Annotated in this window: 18 protein-coding genes and 1 pseudogene; 4 read left to right on the top strand and 15 right to left on the bottom strand. The window is 66.9% G+C overall.

Annotation, left to right across the window (positions count from 1 at the left end):
* Nucleotides 1-33 precede the first annotated feature (33 nt).
* A complete protein-coding gene (locus AC5Y3Z_RS04625; protein ID WP_473139320.1) occupies nt 34-1,281 on the bottom strand; it encodes a cytochrome P450 in 1,248 nt (415 codons plus the stop codon).
* Nucleotides 1,282-1,312: 31 nt separating this feature from the next.
* Here AC5Y3Z_RS04625 and AC5Y3Z_RS04630 point away from each other — a divergent pair, with 31 nt between their 5' ends.
* Nucleotides 1,313-1,999 (top strand): class I SAM-dependent methyltransferase, encoded by a 687-nt coding sequence (locus AC5Y3Z_RS04630; RefSeq protein ID WP_473139321.1) that lies wholly within the window; start codon nt 1,313-1,315, stop codon nt 1,997-1,999.
* A gap of 226 nt (nt 2,000-2,225) precedes the next feature.
* On the opposite strand, the gene AC5Y3Z_RS04635 is transcribed toward AC5Y3Z_RS04630, so the two are convergent.
* Nucleotides 2,226-3,578, bottom strand: a complete 1,353-nt coding sequence (locus tag AC5Y3Z_RS04635; protein ID WP_473139322.1) for an oxygenase MpaB family protein — start codon at nt 3,576-3,578, stop codon at nt 2,226-2,228.
* A 101-nt stretch (nt 3,579-3,679) separates the two neighbouring features.
* On the opposite strand from AC5Y3Z_RS04635, the gene AC5Y3Z_RS04640 reads away from it, so the two are divergent.
* Entirely contained in the window at nt 3,680-4,234 is a 555-nt protein-coding gene (locus AC5Y3Z_RS04640; protein ID WP_473139498.1) for a TetR/AcrR family transcriptional regulator, read from the top strand.
* 7 nt (nt 4,235-4,241) lie between these two features.
* On the opposite strand, the gene rpsQ is transcribed toward AC5Y3Z_RS04640, so the two are convergent.
* Genes rpsQ through rpsJ form a run of 11 tightly spaced genes read right to left on the bottom strand, consistent with a single transcriptional unit; the run spans nt 4,242 to nt 9,733 of the window.
* A complete protein-coding gene (gene rpsQ, locus AC5Y3Z_RS04645; protein ID WP_463825815.1) occupies nt 4,242-4,616 on the bottom strand; it encodes a 30S ribosomal protein S17 in 375 nt (124 codons plus the stop codon).
* Nucleotides 4,613-4,849, bottom strand: a complete 237-nt coding sequence (gene rpmC, locus AC5Y3Z_RS04650; protein WP_463825814.1) for a 50S ribosomal protein L29 — start codon at nt 4,847-4,849, stop codon at nt 4,613-4,615. Before rpmC ends, rpsQ begins: the two co-directional genes overlap by 4 nt.
* Nucleotides 4,849-5,265, bottom strand: coding sequence for a 50S ribosomal protein L16 (rplP, locus tag AC5Y3Z_RS04655; protein WP_463825813.1), 417 nt, complete (start codon nt 5,263-5,265; stop codon nt 4,849-4,851). The genes rpmC and rplP overlap by 1 nt, the downstream gene beginning before the upstream one ends.
* A 3-nt stretch (nt 5,266-5,268) precedes the next feature.
* Nucleotides 5,269-6,099, bottom strand: coding sequence for a 30S ribosomal protein S3 (rpsC, locus tag AC5Y3Z_RS04660; protein WP_463825812.1), 831 nt, complete (start codon nt 6,097-6,099; stop codon nt 5,269-5,271).
* Nucleotides 6,099-6,632 carry a 50S ribosomal protein L22 gene (rplV, locus tag AC5Y3Z_RS04665; protein WP_473139323.1) on the bottom strand — a complete coding sequence of 178 codons (534 nt, stop codon included), beginning with the start codon at nt 6,630-6,632 and terminating at the stop codon, nt 6,099-6,101. Before rplV ends, rpsC begins: the two co-directional genes overlap by 1 nt.
* Nucleotides 6,629-6,910: a 30S ribosomal protein S19 gene (gene rpsS / locus AC5Y3Z_RS04670; RefSeq protein WP_085258074.1), complete on the bottom strand. Its 282-nt coding sequence runs from the start codon at nt 6,908-6,910 to the stop codon at nt 6,629-6,631. The genes rplV and rpsS overlap by 4 nt, the downstream gene beginning before the upstream one ends.
* A 12-nt stretch (nt 6,911-6,922) precedes the next feature.
* The gene (gene rplB, locus AC5Y3Z_RS04675) at nt 6,923-7,765 is read right to left on the bottom strand and encodes a 50S ribosomal protein L2 (RefSeq protein WP_065159153.1); all 843 of its coding nucleotides are present in this window, start codon (nt 7,763-7,765) and stop codon (nt 6,923-6,925) included.
* A gap of 29 nt (nt 7,766-7,794) precedes the next feature.
* Nucleotides 7,795-8,097 (bottom strand): 50S ribosomal protein L23, encoded by a 303-nt coding sequence (gene rplW / locus AC5Y3Z_RS04680; RefSeq protein WP_463825809.1) that lies wholly within the window; start codon nt 8,095-8,097, stop codon nt 7,795-7,797.
* Nucleotides 8,098-8,760 (bottom strand): 50S ribosomal protein L4, encoded by a 663-nt coding sequence (rplD, locus tag AC5Y3Z_RS04685; protein ID WP_500001799.1) that lies wholly within the window; start codon nt 8,758-8,760, stop codon nt 8,098-8,100. It lies immediately after the preceding gene.
* Nucleotides 8,760-9,413, bottom strand: a complete 654-nt coding sequence (gene rplC, locus AC5Y3Z_RS04690; protein ID WP_473139324.1) for a 50S ribosomal protein L3 — start codon at nt 9,411-9,413, stop codon at nt 8,760-8,762. The genes rplD and rplC overlap by 1 nt, the downstream gene beginning before the upstream one ends.
* A 14-nt stretch (nt 9,414-9,427) precedes the next feature.
* Nucleotides 9,428-9,733: a 30S ribosomal protein S10 gene (rpsJ, locus tag AC5Y3Z_RS04695; RefSeq protein ID WP_003873519.1), complete on the bottom strand. Its 306-nt coding sequence runs from the start codon at nt 9,731-9,733 to the stop codon at nt 9,428-9,430.
* Nucleotides 9,734-9,840: 107 nt separating this feature from the next.
* Between rpsJ and AC5Y3Z_RS04700 the strand changes: the two are divergent.
* Nucleotides 9,841-10,029: pseudogene (locus tag AC5Y3Z_RS04700) on the top strand (hypothetical protein); the annotation flags it as partial.
* Nucleotides 10,030-10,099: 70 nt separating this feature from the next.
* Here the strand turns inward: AC5Y3Z_RS04700 and AC5Y3Z_RS04705 are convergent.
* Entirely contained in the window at nt 10,100-10,750 is a 651-nt protein-coding gene (locus tag AC5Y3Z_RS04705) for a TetR/AcrR family transcriptional regulator (protein WP_473139325.1), read from the bottom strand.
* Between the two features lie 255 nt (nt 10,751-11,005).
* On the opposite strand from AC5Y3Z_RS04705, the gene AC5Y3Z_RS04710 reads away from it, so the two are divergent.
* A complete protein-coding gene (locus tag AC5Y3Z_RS04710; RefSeq protein ID WP_473139326.1) occupies nt 11,006-11,668 on the top strand; it encodes a PE family protein in 663 nt (220 codons plus the stop codon).
* 7 nt (nt 11,669-11,675) lie between these two features.
* Here the strand turns inward: AC5Y3Z_RS04710 and mftG are convergent, their stop codons facing one another.
* Complete coding sequence (mftG, locus tag AC5Y3Z_RS04715) at nt 11,676-13,115, bottom strand: mycofactocin dehydrogenase MftG (protein WP_473139327.1); 1,440 nt, start codon at nt 13,113-13,115, stop codon at nt 11,676-11,678.
* Nucleotides 13,116-13,123: the final 8 nt, after the last annotated feature.

Genomic DNA, 13,123 nt, shown 5'->3' on the forward strand with positions numbered 1-13,123 from the left:
TGGACCGAAGAAAAGCCTGAGAGAAAGTACTTTTCAGCGGAATTCCACGACCAGGCTCTGCAGACCGTTGCGGCGGTTGCTGCGCGCCCACTCGACCGGGGCCACGATGTCCAGCCGTTCGAAGCGCGGCAACAGTTCCCCGAAAAACACCCGCAGCTCCAGCCGGGCCAGGTTGGCGCCCAAACAGTAGTGCACACCTTGACCGAAACCCAAGTGCGGGTTGGGTTTTCGGGTGATGTCGAACTCGTCCGGACGGTCGAACACGGCGGGGTCACGGTTGGCCGAGCCTTCCCACACCAACACTTTGTCCCCCGCCTGGACCGGCTGGCCCCCCACCGTGACGTCGCAGGTGGCGGTCCGCCGCTTCGACGGCGACGGCGTGGTCCACCGCACCATTTCCTCGATGGCCGTCGGCAGCAGGCCCGGGTCGGCACGCAACCGGCGCCACTGGTCGGGTCGGTCGGCCAGGGCGAGCAGGCCGACACTGGTGACGTTGCGGGTGGTGTCGGCGCCCGCGCTGAACAGTTGGTGGAAGAACAGGTACACCTCATCGTCGGACAGGAACGGGGCGCCGTCCACGGTGGCATTGGCGACGATGGACAGCATGTCGTCGGTGGGCTGCGTGCGTTTGCGGGCGATCAGTTCGCGGCCGTAGTCATCCCGGCGGGATTCCGGGTTCTTCCCGAAAACCGTTGATACGTAGTCTTTTCGGGAACCGCGAAATTCCAGCACCGTTTCCAGCTCGGCCAGCAGCCAGTGCCGGTCCACCTCGGGCACGCCGAGCAGGATGCAGATCGCCTGCAGGGGCAGTTCCGGGGCGATGTCGACCGCGAAGTCGAACGGCGCGCCCGGTTCGATCCGGTCGAGCAACCGGCGCGCCCGCCCGCGCAGGTCGTCCTCCACCCGGCCGATCATGCGCGGCCCCAGGCCGGAGCTGACCAATCGCCGGATGTCCGCGTGCCGTGGATCGTCCATCATGTTGATCACCTGGCCGGCGACCGGCATGTCCTGCAGCAGCGTGCCCCCGAACGGCCGCTTCCCACCGGTGACCGACGAGAAGGTGGTCGAATCACGAAGCACCGCAATGGTGTCGGTGTATCTGGCGACCGACCAGAAGCCTTCGCCGTCGGGGGTGTGTTCGGTGGGTTCGTGCCAGAACACCGGCGCCTGCTGGCGGTGGCGTCCGAACACCTGGTGCGGGAACCCGTCGGCGAAGGTCGTCGGATCCGTCAGATCGACGCCGAGCGGATTGCCAGCTGCACCCGCAGAGTAGGTTCGCATGTGTTCCGTTTCAGGCGGGAGGACGATACAAGTGGCGCAAGATCCGGGCGTGCAGCAGTCCGGTGCGGTGGCGGCCGACGGCACTGCAGTGGAAATCTACCGCCGCCTGCCGTCGCTGGGCGAGATCGAGTACATCCAATCGCAACTGGCGCCGCACAGTTCGGTGCTCGACCTGGGTGCGGGTACCGGACGCATTGCCGATCCGCTGGCCGAGCTCGGTCACCGGGTCACCGCCGTCGACGACTCACCGGACATGTTGGCCCACATCCGGCATGCGCGCACAAAACAAGCCCGCATCGAGGACCTGCGGCTCGATGAGCAATTCGACGTCGTCCTGGTGATCGGCAACATGGTCAACTACCCGGGTACGCAGCAGCGCAGGTCTGTGTTGGCCACCGTGGCCCGCCATCTGAAAGCCGACGGGCAGGCCATCATTCAGTGGGCGCCGGCGTCACTGCTTGGCGCCCGGCCGGCTGGCTGGTCGAAGTCGCTGACCCTGGACGGGGTGACGACCACCCTGACGATCCACTCCAACAGCGGCGGGATCAGTGCGGGCGAGTTCACGCTGGCCGCCGACGGCCGGGTTTGGCGCCAATCGCTGACGGCCGAGGAGATCTCTGCCGCCGCGATCCGGACCGAGCTGGATCGCGCCGGCCTGGAGTTGACGACGGCCGATCCCGACGACACGCGCTGGCTGCATGCAAAACGGCGCCGGTGACTCATGTCCGCGGCGCCGTTTGCTGGGGAAGATCATTCGCAGGCGTCGTCAGCCTTGTAGATCGGCATCGAGTAGACGACCTCGGTCTCGCAGAACAGAACGTCGTGGGCCATGGGAATCTCCTTTGGGTGCAGTGCGCTTCGTTGCTTCATAAATTAGCGCCGTGCCCCGGTGCAGGGATTCCACCGATCGTCGCTACCTTCGGGGGGTTTCCGGCGTCCCCCAATCAGTGGACAAGCGTTGTGGTCCCACCACGTGGTGCGGCTGAGATCGGTGTGTAATGCGCTGCGTCACTGGTGAATTCGGGTTTGCCGTAGGTAGCCAGCCGCAGTTTGAGCAACCCGATGATGTACTGGTCGACGAGCTCACGCAACGCCGGGACGCGGGCGAGGCGACTCACGACGAGATACCGTCCGGCAATGAACGGACCGGTGAGCGCGATGCGTGCGCGGTCCGCCAGTCCGATCGAGACGCCCATGGCGGCAGCGGCGGCGCGGTTGCCGTTGCAGAACGCCCGCACGAAGGACTCCTTGCTGTAACTCTTTTCCACCGCCTCAGCGGCGCGGTCGAACAGCGTGGTGCCCGGCCGCAGATAGGCATCCATCGTGGAGTCGACGAGTTCGCGGCAGACCGCGTCGAACCCGTCGCGCAGCAGCGCCGCGCGGGCGTGCATGACGTGCACGGTGTCACCGGGCGTGGTGGGCAGCAACTCCTCCGGCAGCCCGAGCAGGAAGCAGCGGTACCGGCCGAATTCGACGAGGGCGCGTTCCTCGTCGTTGAACTCCGTGCGGCCCTGTCGCAGCACCTGCTGGGAGGTCAGGTACTGGCCGATCATTCCGGCCGGCATCTGATCGACCTGCGGCACCGGTATGCCGTAGATGTCGACGTCCCATTTGCCGGACTTCTTCAGTGCGTTGTAGCGGACCATCGAGTGCATCAGCCGCACCATGGCGGCCGCCTCAAACCCTGGCCCGTAACGCTTCAACGCACCGGGCAGCGTGGTGACGGCGAAGAAGCTGGCCGTCTCGTTGACCCGACGCGCAGCACGGCGGCCGGAGAGCGCACCGGTCAGACCCATCGGCAGCGCGGCGTAGGTGTTGGTGAACGTCGCGATGAAGGCGCCCCGGGTGATGAAGTGGGCGATCAGCGCCGCCGAGATGCGTGCGGTCTGAGCACCTTCTTCCACCAGGTCGAGGTTGATCCAGTCCGGGGTGGCTTCCATGGCGGCGATGAACGCCGCGAGTTCTTCCGGCGCATCGGGTACCGCCTCGATGCCGTGGCGGCACGCCGTCTTGAGCATGTCGATCAGCGCGGCCACGCTGTAGCGACTCATCAGCGCCGCATACGGGTCGGCCACCACGTCCCCGAGCATGGTGGCCGTTTCCATCAGTTCCCGCACCCGGTCGTCGTGCAGGATCGACTCGCGGTCGCCGACCCAGTCCGGCAGCGACGACTTGTCACCGGGCTGCCCGGTCAAGCGGTAGGGGTGTGCGTCAAAGTCGATGTCGCCGTAGAGGTCTGGCTGTAACTCGCGCTGGCTTGCGACCCGTCGGGCGAGCTCCGGAAAATAGGTGACCATCAAGACCTCTCAATAACTAACACTTTGTGAGCAATAGTCACAAAGTGTTAGTTATGCTGTCAAGTGTGACCCACGCGACCAGGGACGCGCCCAAGCGGCGGATGACAGCCGAAGGTCGGCGCGAGCAGATCCTCGACATCACCCACGCGATCGCCGACGCCGAGGGATTTCACGCGGCGACGCCGAACCGGATCGCGCAGGCGGCCGGCATCAATCGATCGCTGATCTATCAGCAGTTCGGTGACCCGGCGGGCCTCTTTGTCGCGTTGATCGACCGGGAAGCGGCCCGGGCCGGCCAGCAGTTCTTCGGCGCGATCAGCGAGTTGGGCGAGCCCAGCGAACGGAATCAGACGCTGGTGCGCGCGCTCGACGGGGTGCTGGCCGCGGTGGACGCGAACCCGGCGACGTGGCGGTTATTCCTGTTTCCCCCGCAGGGCGCTCCGCCGCAGTTACACACCCGGCTGGCCCAATCTCAGGAGTTGGTCCGGGGATTCCTGACGGCGGAGTTGTTGCGCATCAATCCGGACGTGCACGATCCCGAATACACCGCCCGGATCCTCTACGCCGCCGGCCGGGAACTGCTGCAACTGCGCCTCAGCGATCCCGAGAACGCCACCCGCGAACGGCTGCGCGCGTTGCTGCGGAACCTGCGTTAGTGGCCGGCTACTTGGCCTTCTCGAGAATCTCCACCAGTCGCCAGCGCTTGGTCGCCGAGAGCGGACGCGTCTCCATCAACGAGACGCGGTCGCCGATGCCGGCAATGCTGTTCTCGTCGTGCGCCTTGACCTTCTTGGTGGTCCGAATGATCTTGCCGTACAACGGGTGCTTCACCCGGTCTTCGAGTTCGACGACGATGGTCTTCTGCATCTTGTCGCTCACCACGTAGCCGATGCGCGTCTTGCGACGTCCGCGCGGCTTCGGCGTAGCCGGAGTGTGCTTGGGGCCCTTCTCCTTTGGCGCCGCGTCCGTAGCTGCTTTCGAACTGGAAGCAGCCTTCTTGGGTGCCGCTTTCGCGGGAGTGTTAGCGTCTGCCATCACGATTCCTTATCGCCGTCGGGCCCGGAAGCCAGACCCAGTTCTCGTTCGCGCAGCACCGTGTAGACGCGCGCGATTTCGTGGCGCACCACGCGGAGCCGGCGGTTGTTGCTCAGCTGCCCGGTCGCCAACTGGAAGCGCAGGTTGAACAGCTCTTCCTTGGATTCCCGGATGCGCTCTTGTAGCTCTTCGTCGGTGAGCTCACGCAGTTCACCCGGCGAAATTCCCACTGCCATCAGAACTGATCCTCTCGGGTAACAATGCGTGCCTTGATCGGCAGCTTGTGAATCGCCCGGGTGAGCGCCGCACGCGCGATCTGCTCGTTCGGGTAGCTGAGCTCGAACAACACCCGGCCCGGCTTGACGTTGACCACCCACCACTCGGGCGAACCCTTACCCGAACCCATCCGGGTCTCGGCCGGCTTCTTGGTCAGCGGGCGGTCGGGGAAGATGTTGATCCACACCTTGCCGCCACGCTTGATGTGCCGGTTGATGGCGATACGCGCGGACTCGATCTGCCGGTTGGTGACGTAGGCGTGCTCGAGGGCCTGGATGCCGTAGTCACCGAAATTCACCGCGGTGCCGCCACTGGCGATACCGCGCTGGCGGGGGTGATGCTGCTTGCGGTGCTTGACCTTGCGGGGAATCAACATGATTCAGCTCTCCGTGCTCTGCGCTTCTGCTGGGGCCGCCGCTTCGGGGGCAACAGCAGTCTCTTCGCCACCGGCCGCACGGCCGGCGTCGGTGCCGGTCGCCGTCGTACCCGAGGCACCGCTGCGGCGCGGACGGGTGCCCGACGGCCGCTCCCGGCGCGGACGCTCCCCGCCCGCGGGGGCGGCGGCGGCCAATTCCCTTTTGCCGCCGACGATGTCGCCCTTATAGATCCACACCTTCACGCCGATCCGGCCGAACGTGGTCTTGGCCTCGTAGAGGCCGTAGTCGATGTCGGCCCGCAACGTGTGCAGCGGCACCCGGCCTTCGCGGTAGAACTCCGAGCGGCTCATCTCCGCACCGCCAAGGCGGCCCGAGCACTGCACCCGGATGCCCTTCACATTGGGCTGCCGCATCGCCGACTGGATGGCCTTACGCATCGCGCGACGGAACGCCACCCGGTTGCTCAACTGCTCGGCGACGCCCTGGGCCACCAATTGTGCCTGCGACTCAGGGTTTTTCACCTCGAGGATGTTGAGCTGCACCTGCTTTTTGGTCAGCTTTTCCAGGTCGGCGCGGATCCGGTCGGCCTCAGTACCCCGCCGGCCGATCACGATGCCCGGCCGGGCGGTGTGGATGTCCACCCGTACCCGGTCGCGGGTGCGCTCGATCTCCACGTCGGCGATGCCGGCGCGCTCCAGGCCGGTCGACAGCAGGCGCCGGATCGCGACGTCCTCCTTGACGTACTCGGCGTACTGCTTGTCGGCGTACCAGCGCGACTTCCAGTCGGTGGTGATGCCCAGGCGGAAGCCGTGCGGATTGATCTTCTGGCCCACTAGTCTGAGCCTCCCTTCGCGTCAGCAGCCTCAGCGGTTTTCGCGGGTGCCTTCTTGGCAGGTGCCTTCTTGGCGGGCGCCTTCTTCGCGGCCGAGGCGGGCCCGGCCTTCGCGGCGGCCTTGCTGCCTTCGGCGCGACGGGTCCGCGACGACTTCGACGACCGCTCGTCGCGGCTGGGCCGGCTTTCCACGATCACCGTGATGTGGCTGGTACGCCGGCGGATCCGGAACGCGCGTCCCTGCGCCCGGGGGCGGATGCGCTTGGCGGTCGGGCCCTCGTCGGCATACACCGTGGCCACCACCAGGGTGGCCGGGTCCAGTCCGTTGTTGTTCTGCGCGTTGGCCGCGGCACTGGCGATCACCTTGGCCACCGGCTCGCTGGCGGCCTGCGGCGCCCAGCGCAGGATGTCGAGCGCGTCGGTCACCGACCGCCCGCGCACCAGGTCGATGACCCGGCGCGCCTTTCGCGGCGACACCCGCACGAACCGCGCCTTGGCGGTCGCCGACGGATATTCGGTAGTGGTGGTACTCATCGCCTCTTGCTCTTCCGGTCGTCCTTGATGTGCCCCTTGAAGGTGCGGGTGGGAGCGAATTCACCGAGCTTGTGGCCCACCATCGATTCGGTGACGAACACCGGGACGTGCTTGCGGCCGTCGTGCACCGCGAAGGTGTGCCCGATGAAGTCGGGAATGATGGTCGAGCGGCGCGACCAGGTCTTGATGACCTGCTTGCTGTTCTTCTCGTTCTGCACGTCGACCTTCTTGAGCAGATGGTCGTCGACGAACGGGCCCTTCTTGAGGCTGCGTGGCATGGTTGGTTACTCCTACCGGCCGTGCTTCTTGCCGGTGCGCCGGCGTCGGACAATGAGCTTGTTGCTTGCTTTGTTCGGGTTGCGGGTACGGCCCTCGGGCTTGCCCCACGGGCTCACCGGGTGCCGACCACCCGAGGTCTTACCCTCACCACCGCCGTGCGGGTGGTCGACCGGGTTCATCACCACACCACGGACGGACGGGCGCTTGCCCTTCCACCGCATCCGACCGGCCTTGCCCCAGTTGATGTTTGCCTGTTCGGCGTTGCCGACCTCACCAACGGTTGCGCGGCAGCGCACGTCGACGCGGCGGATCTCACCACTGGGCATCCGCAGCGAGGCGTAGGTGGCTTCCTTACCGAGCAGCTGGATGCTCGACCCGGCCGAGCGCGCGAGCTTGGCGCCACCGCCGGGGCGCAGCTCCACCGCGTGCACCAGGGTGCCGGCGGGTATGTTGCGCAGCGGCAGGTTGTTGCCGGGCTTGATGTCGGCGTTGGCCCCCGACTCGACGATGTCACCCTGCGAAAGACCGTTCGGCGCAATGATGTAACGCTTTTCGCCGTCCAGGAAATGGAGCAGGGCGATGCGGGCGGTGCGGTTCGGGTCGTACTCGATATGCGCGACCTTGGCGTTCACCCCGTCCTTGTCGTTGCGGCGGAAGTCGATCACCCGGTAGGCACGCTTGTGGCCACCGCCCTTGTGGCGGGTGGTGATCCGGCCGTGCGCGTTACGACCACCGCGACCGTGCAACGGGCGAACCAGCGACTTCTCCGGCGTCGTCCGAGTGATCTCGGCGAAGTCGGACACGCTGGCACCGCGGCGACCCGGTGTCGTCGGCTTGTACTTGCGAATTGCCATGTCTGATCAGCTCTCTCTCGCGCGCGGCGCTAGGCCGGTGCTCCGAACAGGTCGATCGGCTTGCTGCCCGGTGCCAGGGTCACGATGGCGCGCTTGGTGCTCTTGCGCTTGCCGTAACCGGTCCGGGTGCGCTTGCGCTTGCCCTGCCGATTCGCGGTGTTCACCGATACGACCTTGACGGCAAAGATCTTCTCGACAGCGATCTTGATCTGCGTCTTGTTCGAGTCGGGGTGCACCACGAAGGTGTACACATTGTCGTCGAGCAGTCCGTAGGACTTCTCCGAGATGACCGGCGCCAAAATGATGTCGCGGGGGTCAGCGATGGTCGCCATCTACGCCGTTACCTCCTCGGAAGTTGCCTTATGACCGGTGTTGGCCGCGATGTAGGCGTTCAACGCCTCGACGCTGAACACCACGTCGTCGGCTCGCAGCACGTCGTAGGTATTGAGTTGGTCCGACGGCAAGATGTGCACGCCGGGCAGGTTGCGCACGCTCTTCGCGCCGGCCTCGTCGCTGCGGCCGATGACCACCAGCACCTGCTTGCGGTCGGTCAGCGTGCCCAGAAAAGCCTTGGCGCTCTTGGTGGATGGGGTCTGCCCCGACACCAACTCGGTCACCGCGTGGATGCGCCCGTTGCGCGCCCGGTCCGACAGCGCCCCGCGCAAAGCGGCGGCGATCATCTTCTTGGGCGTGCGCTGGCTGTAGTCGCGCGGCTGGGGACCGTGCACCACGCCACCGCCGGTGAACTGCGGGGCACGGGTCGAACCCTGCCGCGCGCGACCGGTGCCCTTTTGCCGGTAGGGCTTGCGGCCACCACCGCTGAGGTCGCCCCGGGTCTTCGTCGCGTGCGTACCCTGCCGTGCCGCCGCCCGTTGGGCGGTCACCACCTGGTGCATCAACGCGATGTTGGCCGGTGCGTCGAACAGCTCGGCCGGCAGCTCGATGGTGCCGTCGGTGTCACCCGCCGGCGTCTTCACGTCGAGTTTGAGCGCCATTACTTCTCACCTCGTTTGATCGCAGTGCGGACCACGACGAGTCCACCGGTGCGGCCGGGAACCGCGCCCTTGATCAACAGCACACCGTTCGCGGCATCGACCTTGTGCACCACCAGGTTCTGCACGGTGACGCGGTCGCTACCCATCCGCCCGGCCATCCGGGTGCCTTTGAACACCCTTGCCGGAGTGGCACATCCGCCGATCGATCCCGGGCGCCGGTGCACCGCCTGGGCGCCGTGGCTGGCGCCCTGACCACGGAAACCGTGCCGCTTCATGGTGCCGGCGAAGCCCTTGCCCTTGGAGGTGCCGGTCACGTCGACATAGGCGCCGTCAGCGAAGATCTCCGCCGTCAGCTCCTGACCGACCTGATACTCGGCCGCCGCCTCCGGATCGTCGAGCCGCAACTCGGCCAGGTGCCGGCGCGGGTTGACACCCGCCGCGGCGTACTGGCCGGTGACCGGCTTGTTGACCTTGCGCGGACTGATCTCCCCGTAGGCCAACTGCACGGCGCTGTACCCGTCCTGCTCGGGGGTACGGATGCGGGTCACCACGTTCGGACCGGCCTTGACGACCGTCACGGGCACGACTCTGTTGTTCTCATCGAATACCTGCGTCATGCCCAGCTTGGTACCCAGAATGCCTTTTCTCGCCATTGGTCGCCGATCTCCTACTGGATGTTGACGTCGACACTGGCCGGCAGATCGATGCGCATGAGTGCGTCAACGGTCTTCGGCGTCGGGTCGAGGATGTCGATCAACCGTTTGTGTGTGCGCATCTCGAAGTGCTCCCGCGAGTCCTTGTACTTGTGCGGTGAGCGGATGACGCAGTACACATTCTTCTCGGTCGGCAGCGGCACCGGTCCGACGACGCTGGCTCCGGTACGTACGACGGTTTCGACGATCTTGCGCGCCGACGCGTCGATAGCCTCATGGTCGTAGGCCTTGAGCCTGATGCGGATCTTCTGTCCCGCCACGCTTCTCCTACCTCTTCTTCCACCCAGTGCCACCCGACGCGCGAGAACGACGCCCCTCGGGGGCCGCTCTAGCGTTGCGCCGGATACTGCGCCGCTGTTTACCTGTCGTGGTCCAGCCGCTCCCCCGCGCCCGGATGTGTCACCCGCACGCAGCCTTGTAGGCGACCGAAATTGTCGCGCTCCAAGGTTGGGACCGGACGCGCCCTGGTGGGCGCTGGTCGTATGCCCGGCCAGGCGCAAACCTGGCGCTGGGCAACCTGAACAGTATGCCTGAAGATCAGCGCTCGGCCAAATCTTGCGACGTCGTGCCGACTGCGGCCGCAGATTCCTCGCCGGCAACGGCCCTAGCTGGGCTTATAGGGCGGGTCAGGCACCTGCCGATCGGGTGTCCGCCGCGTCGGCGCGTGCCTGGGCGCGCTGCACGTACAGGAAGCCGTCGACGGCCGCCTGCACGGTTTCGCGGTAGTCGAAATCCGGCAGGGTGGATAACCGCCCTATGGCCACCGGTCCGATCAGCAGGGCAATCGCGCGGGACCGGTCGACCTCGCCCAGTTCGGCCACCGCCTCGGGGCTGCCGAAGATGACGTCGAACGGTGCCGCGTATTGCTGGGCGATGCGCTCGCGCAAGGTGGCCATCGCGTTCGGCGTGCCGCTGCCGTCGCCGGGCCCGGGCAACTCCTGCAGATCCGATCCCAGCGCCAGCCACGCTGTCGCGGTCAGTACCGCGGGGGCTTCGGCGATCAACTCGGCCTGCGCCAGCAAGAGCGCCACCAGCCGGTCCCGCAGCGGGCCGTCTTCGGGCGGTGTCGGCGCGGCGGGGATGAGGCTGCTGAAAGTTGCTGCCAGTAAATCGTTTCCGCTCGGGAAGTGGCGGTACAACGTGGCTCGGGCCACGTTGGCGGCTCGGGTGACCGCGTCGATGGTCACCGCACTGGGACCTCCGGAGCGCAGCAGCGCGGCGGCGGCTTCCAGCAAACGGGCCCTGGACCGCGCCGGGCGAGGATCTGTGTCACTCACCTGCTCGATTGTGATGCACCTCCGGGTTCGAGTACAACATTCGCCGGCTATGGCCGAGACCCTGAAACCTGCCCTCGGCTGTCATCGTCGCGAGTCGGCGGTCCTGGCCGGTCCCCGGGCTCCCGGGCTGCGGTGGGTCCGGAACGCATTCCGCCAAAACGGCACGCGCGACCGGCGCTGCTGGTTACCATCTGTTCGGGGGCAAGGTTCGTCGGCGGGCAGCGGACTCTATCTAGGCCAACTGAGGGAACCGGAATGTCGTATGTGATCGCAGCGCCGCAGTACGTTGCCGCGGCGGCAACGGATTTGGCGAACATCGGATCGGCGATCAGTGATGCCGGCTCGGCAGCCGTGGGTCCCACGACAGGGGTACTGGCGCCCGCGGGCGCCGACGCCGTGTCGGCGCAGATCGCGGCATTGTTCGGCGCGCATGCCGAGGCATTCCAGGCGATCAGCGCCCAGGCGAACCAATTTCACAACCAATTCGTGCAACTCATGAGTATGGGCGCGCAGCAGTACGGAATCAGCGAGGCCGCGAACAACTCCAGCTTCGAGGCCGAGGCGGCAGTGCCCCAGCAGACGCTCGGGCGTGCAGCGCTGAGCCACAGCGCTGCGGTGGCGCCCGCTGCCGCACAAGCGGTGGCCATCAGTGGACCGTTGGGGCCGGGGGGCCCTGCGACAACATCGGCTGTGCCGGTGGGTTCGTCGGGGTCGGCAGTAGCGGCGAGATCGGTGGGGTCGGTGACACGTCAGCCGATCTCGCCGCTACGGACCGTCCCGGACGAAGTGGTGGAAGTGGACGCGCCCGCAGCATCGGCGTTGCCCGCACCGCTGGCGGCCCGGGCGGCGGCGGCCGCGCAACCTGCACCGGTGGCACGTGTGGTGATGTCCGAGGAGCCGGCGGCGAGCCACGGCTGACCGCTTGTCAGGCCACGAATTCGGCCGCGCGGTGAGCCAACATCACGATGGTGGCGTGCGGTCCGCGACTGGGCACCACCGGCAGCACCGAACCATCGATCACCCAGAGGTTGTCCAAACCCTTTACCCGACAACGGTTGTCGACGACAGCGTGCGGATCATCATCGATACCCATCGGGATGCTGCCGCACAGATGCTGCGACGTTGACCACACGGCTTGGCCGAGATGCGTTGATGTGCAGAGCAATTCGCGTGCCAGCGTCGTGCCGTCCCGCAGTTGCGCCAGGTCGGCCGGCTCGCTGTCGTAACGATGCTCGATCCGGGGCGGGACCGAGGGATCGGCCGACACCACCGTCACGCGGCCGCGCGCCCGTGGCCGCATGAGCGCCACCCCGACGTGCGGCCAGTCGCGGTGACCGGCGCTGCCGTCACCGGTCATGGCCACGAAACCACCTGTGTAAGGCCGTATCTCGATACCGTCGGCGGTGCTCAGCACCACCTCCAGCACCGGACGGTCCACCGCCACATCCCAACTCGTCGGCATCACCTGTTCCGGGTGGTCGCTGCATCGCTGTCCGACCGGCAGCGCCTCCCGCACCGCTATACCGGCCGCCCGCAGCACCGACTCGGCACCGATGCCAGACAGCATCAGCAGCTGTGCCGATCGTATTGCCCCGGCGCACAACACGATTCGTTCTGCGCTGAAGGTGACAGGGCCGTCGGGACCGATCGTGTCCACCCCGGTCGCCGACCCGCCGGCAAACCGCAACCGCAGCGCCCGCGTCTGTGCCAGCAGGGTGAGGTTCGGGCGATGCAGTGCGGGTATCAGGAAGGCGGCGCCCGACCCGGTTCGCACCCCGTCGACGATATTGAGCGGCACCGCCCCCACCCCCGCCACCGGGAGCGGTCCGACGTCGTTGAGGTCGGTCAACCAGGGAAACCCGGCGCGCCGGGTGGCGGCGACAAAGGTTTCGGAGGCCCCGGTGAACTCCGCGGTGCGCCGGACCGGGATGGGCCCATTGTCGCCGTGCCCGGGAGTTTGGTAATCCAGGTCGGTCTCGATGGCCCGGAAGTGTTCGAGTACGTCGGGCCACCCCCAGCCGGGTAGGCCGAGGCTGTCGAAGTCGTCGGGGAGCCCGCGGCAGAAGTAGCCGCCGTTGACCGCACCGGAGCCGCCGACGGTCGTCCCCCGCACGATCGGCAGCTGCCGGACCGGGTGGTCGGTGAGGTTGGCCAGGTAGCGCTCGGCCAACGGACTGCCCGTGCCGATGGGCAACTGCAGCCCGTTGCGGGTGCGGGCCAGCAGATCCGGGTCGACCAGTCCGGGGCCGGCCTCCAATACCCGCACCGTGCAGCGGGAATCCGCGGAAAGGCGTTCGGCGACAACCGAACCGGCGCTTCCGGCGCCCACGACCAAGATGTCGCTGTGCCGGGCGGCTGCGGACAAGGCGGGCG

The sequence above is a fragment of the Mycobacterium sp. NGS61 genome, from assembly GCF_059812325.1.

Bases quoted from the DNA above. Each gene is read 5' to 3' on its own strand.
- AC5Y3Z_RS04625 (WP_473139320.1), bottom strand. From the start codon at position 1,281: ATGCGAACCTACTCTGCGGGTGCAGCTGGCAATCCGCTCGGCGTCGAT.
- AC5Y3Z_RS04635 (WP_473139322.1), bottom strand. From the start codon at position 3,578: ATGGTCACCTATTTTCCGGAGCTCGCCCGACGGGTCGCAAGCCAGCGC.
- AC5Y3Z_RS04640 (WP_473139498.1), top strand. From the start codon at position 3,680: ATGACAGCCGAAGGTCGGCGCGAGCAGATCCTCGACATCACCCACGCG.
- rpmC (WP_463825814.1), bottom strand. From the start codon at position 4,849: ATGGCAGTGGGAATTTCGCCGGGTGAACTGCGTGAGCTCACCGACGAA.
- rplP (WP_463825813.1), bottom strand. From the start codon at position 5,265: ATGTTGATTCCCCGCAAGGTCAAGCACCGCAAGCAGCATCACCCCCGC.
- rplV (WP_473139323.1), bottom strand. From the start codon at position 6,632: ATGAGTACCACCACTACCGAATATCCGTCGGCGACCGCCAAGGCGCGG.
- rpsS (WP_085258074.1), bottom strand. From the start codon at position 6,910: ATGCCACGCAGCCTCAAGAAGGGCCCGTTCGTCGACGACCATCTGCTC.
- rplB (WP_065159153.1), bottom strand. From the start codon at position 7,765: ATGGCAATTCGCAAGTACAAGCCGACGACACCGGGTCGCCGCGGTGCC.
- rplW (WP_463825809.1), bottom strand. From the start codon at position 8,097: ATGGCGACCATCGCTGACCCCCGCGACATCATTTTGGCGCCGGTCATC.
- rplD (WP_500001799.1), bottom strand. From the start codon at position 8,760: ATGGCGCTCAAACTCGACGTGAAGACGCCGGCGGGTGACACCGACGGC.
- rplC (WP_473139324.1), bottom strand. From the start codon at position 9,413: ATGGCGAGAAAAGGCATTCTGGGTACCAAGCTGGGCATGACGCAGGTA.
- AC5Y3Z_RS04710 (WP_473139326.1), top strand. From the start codon at position 11,006: ATGTCGTATGTGATCGCAGCGCCGCAGTACGTTGCCGCGGCGGCAACG.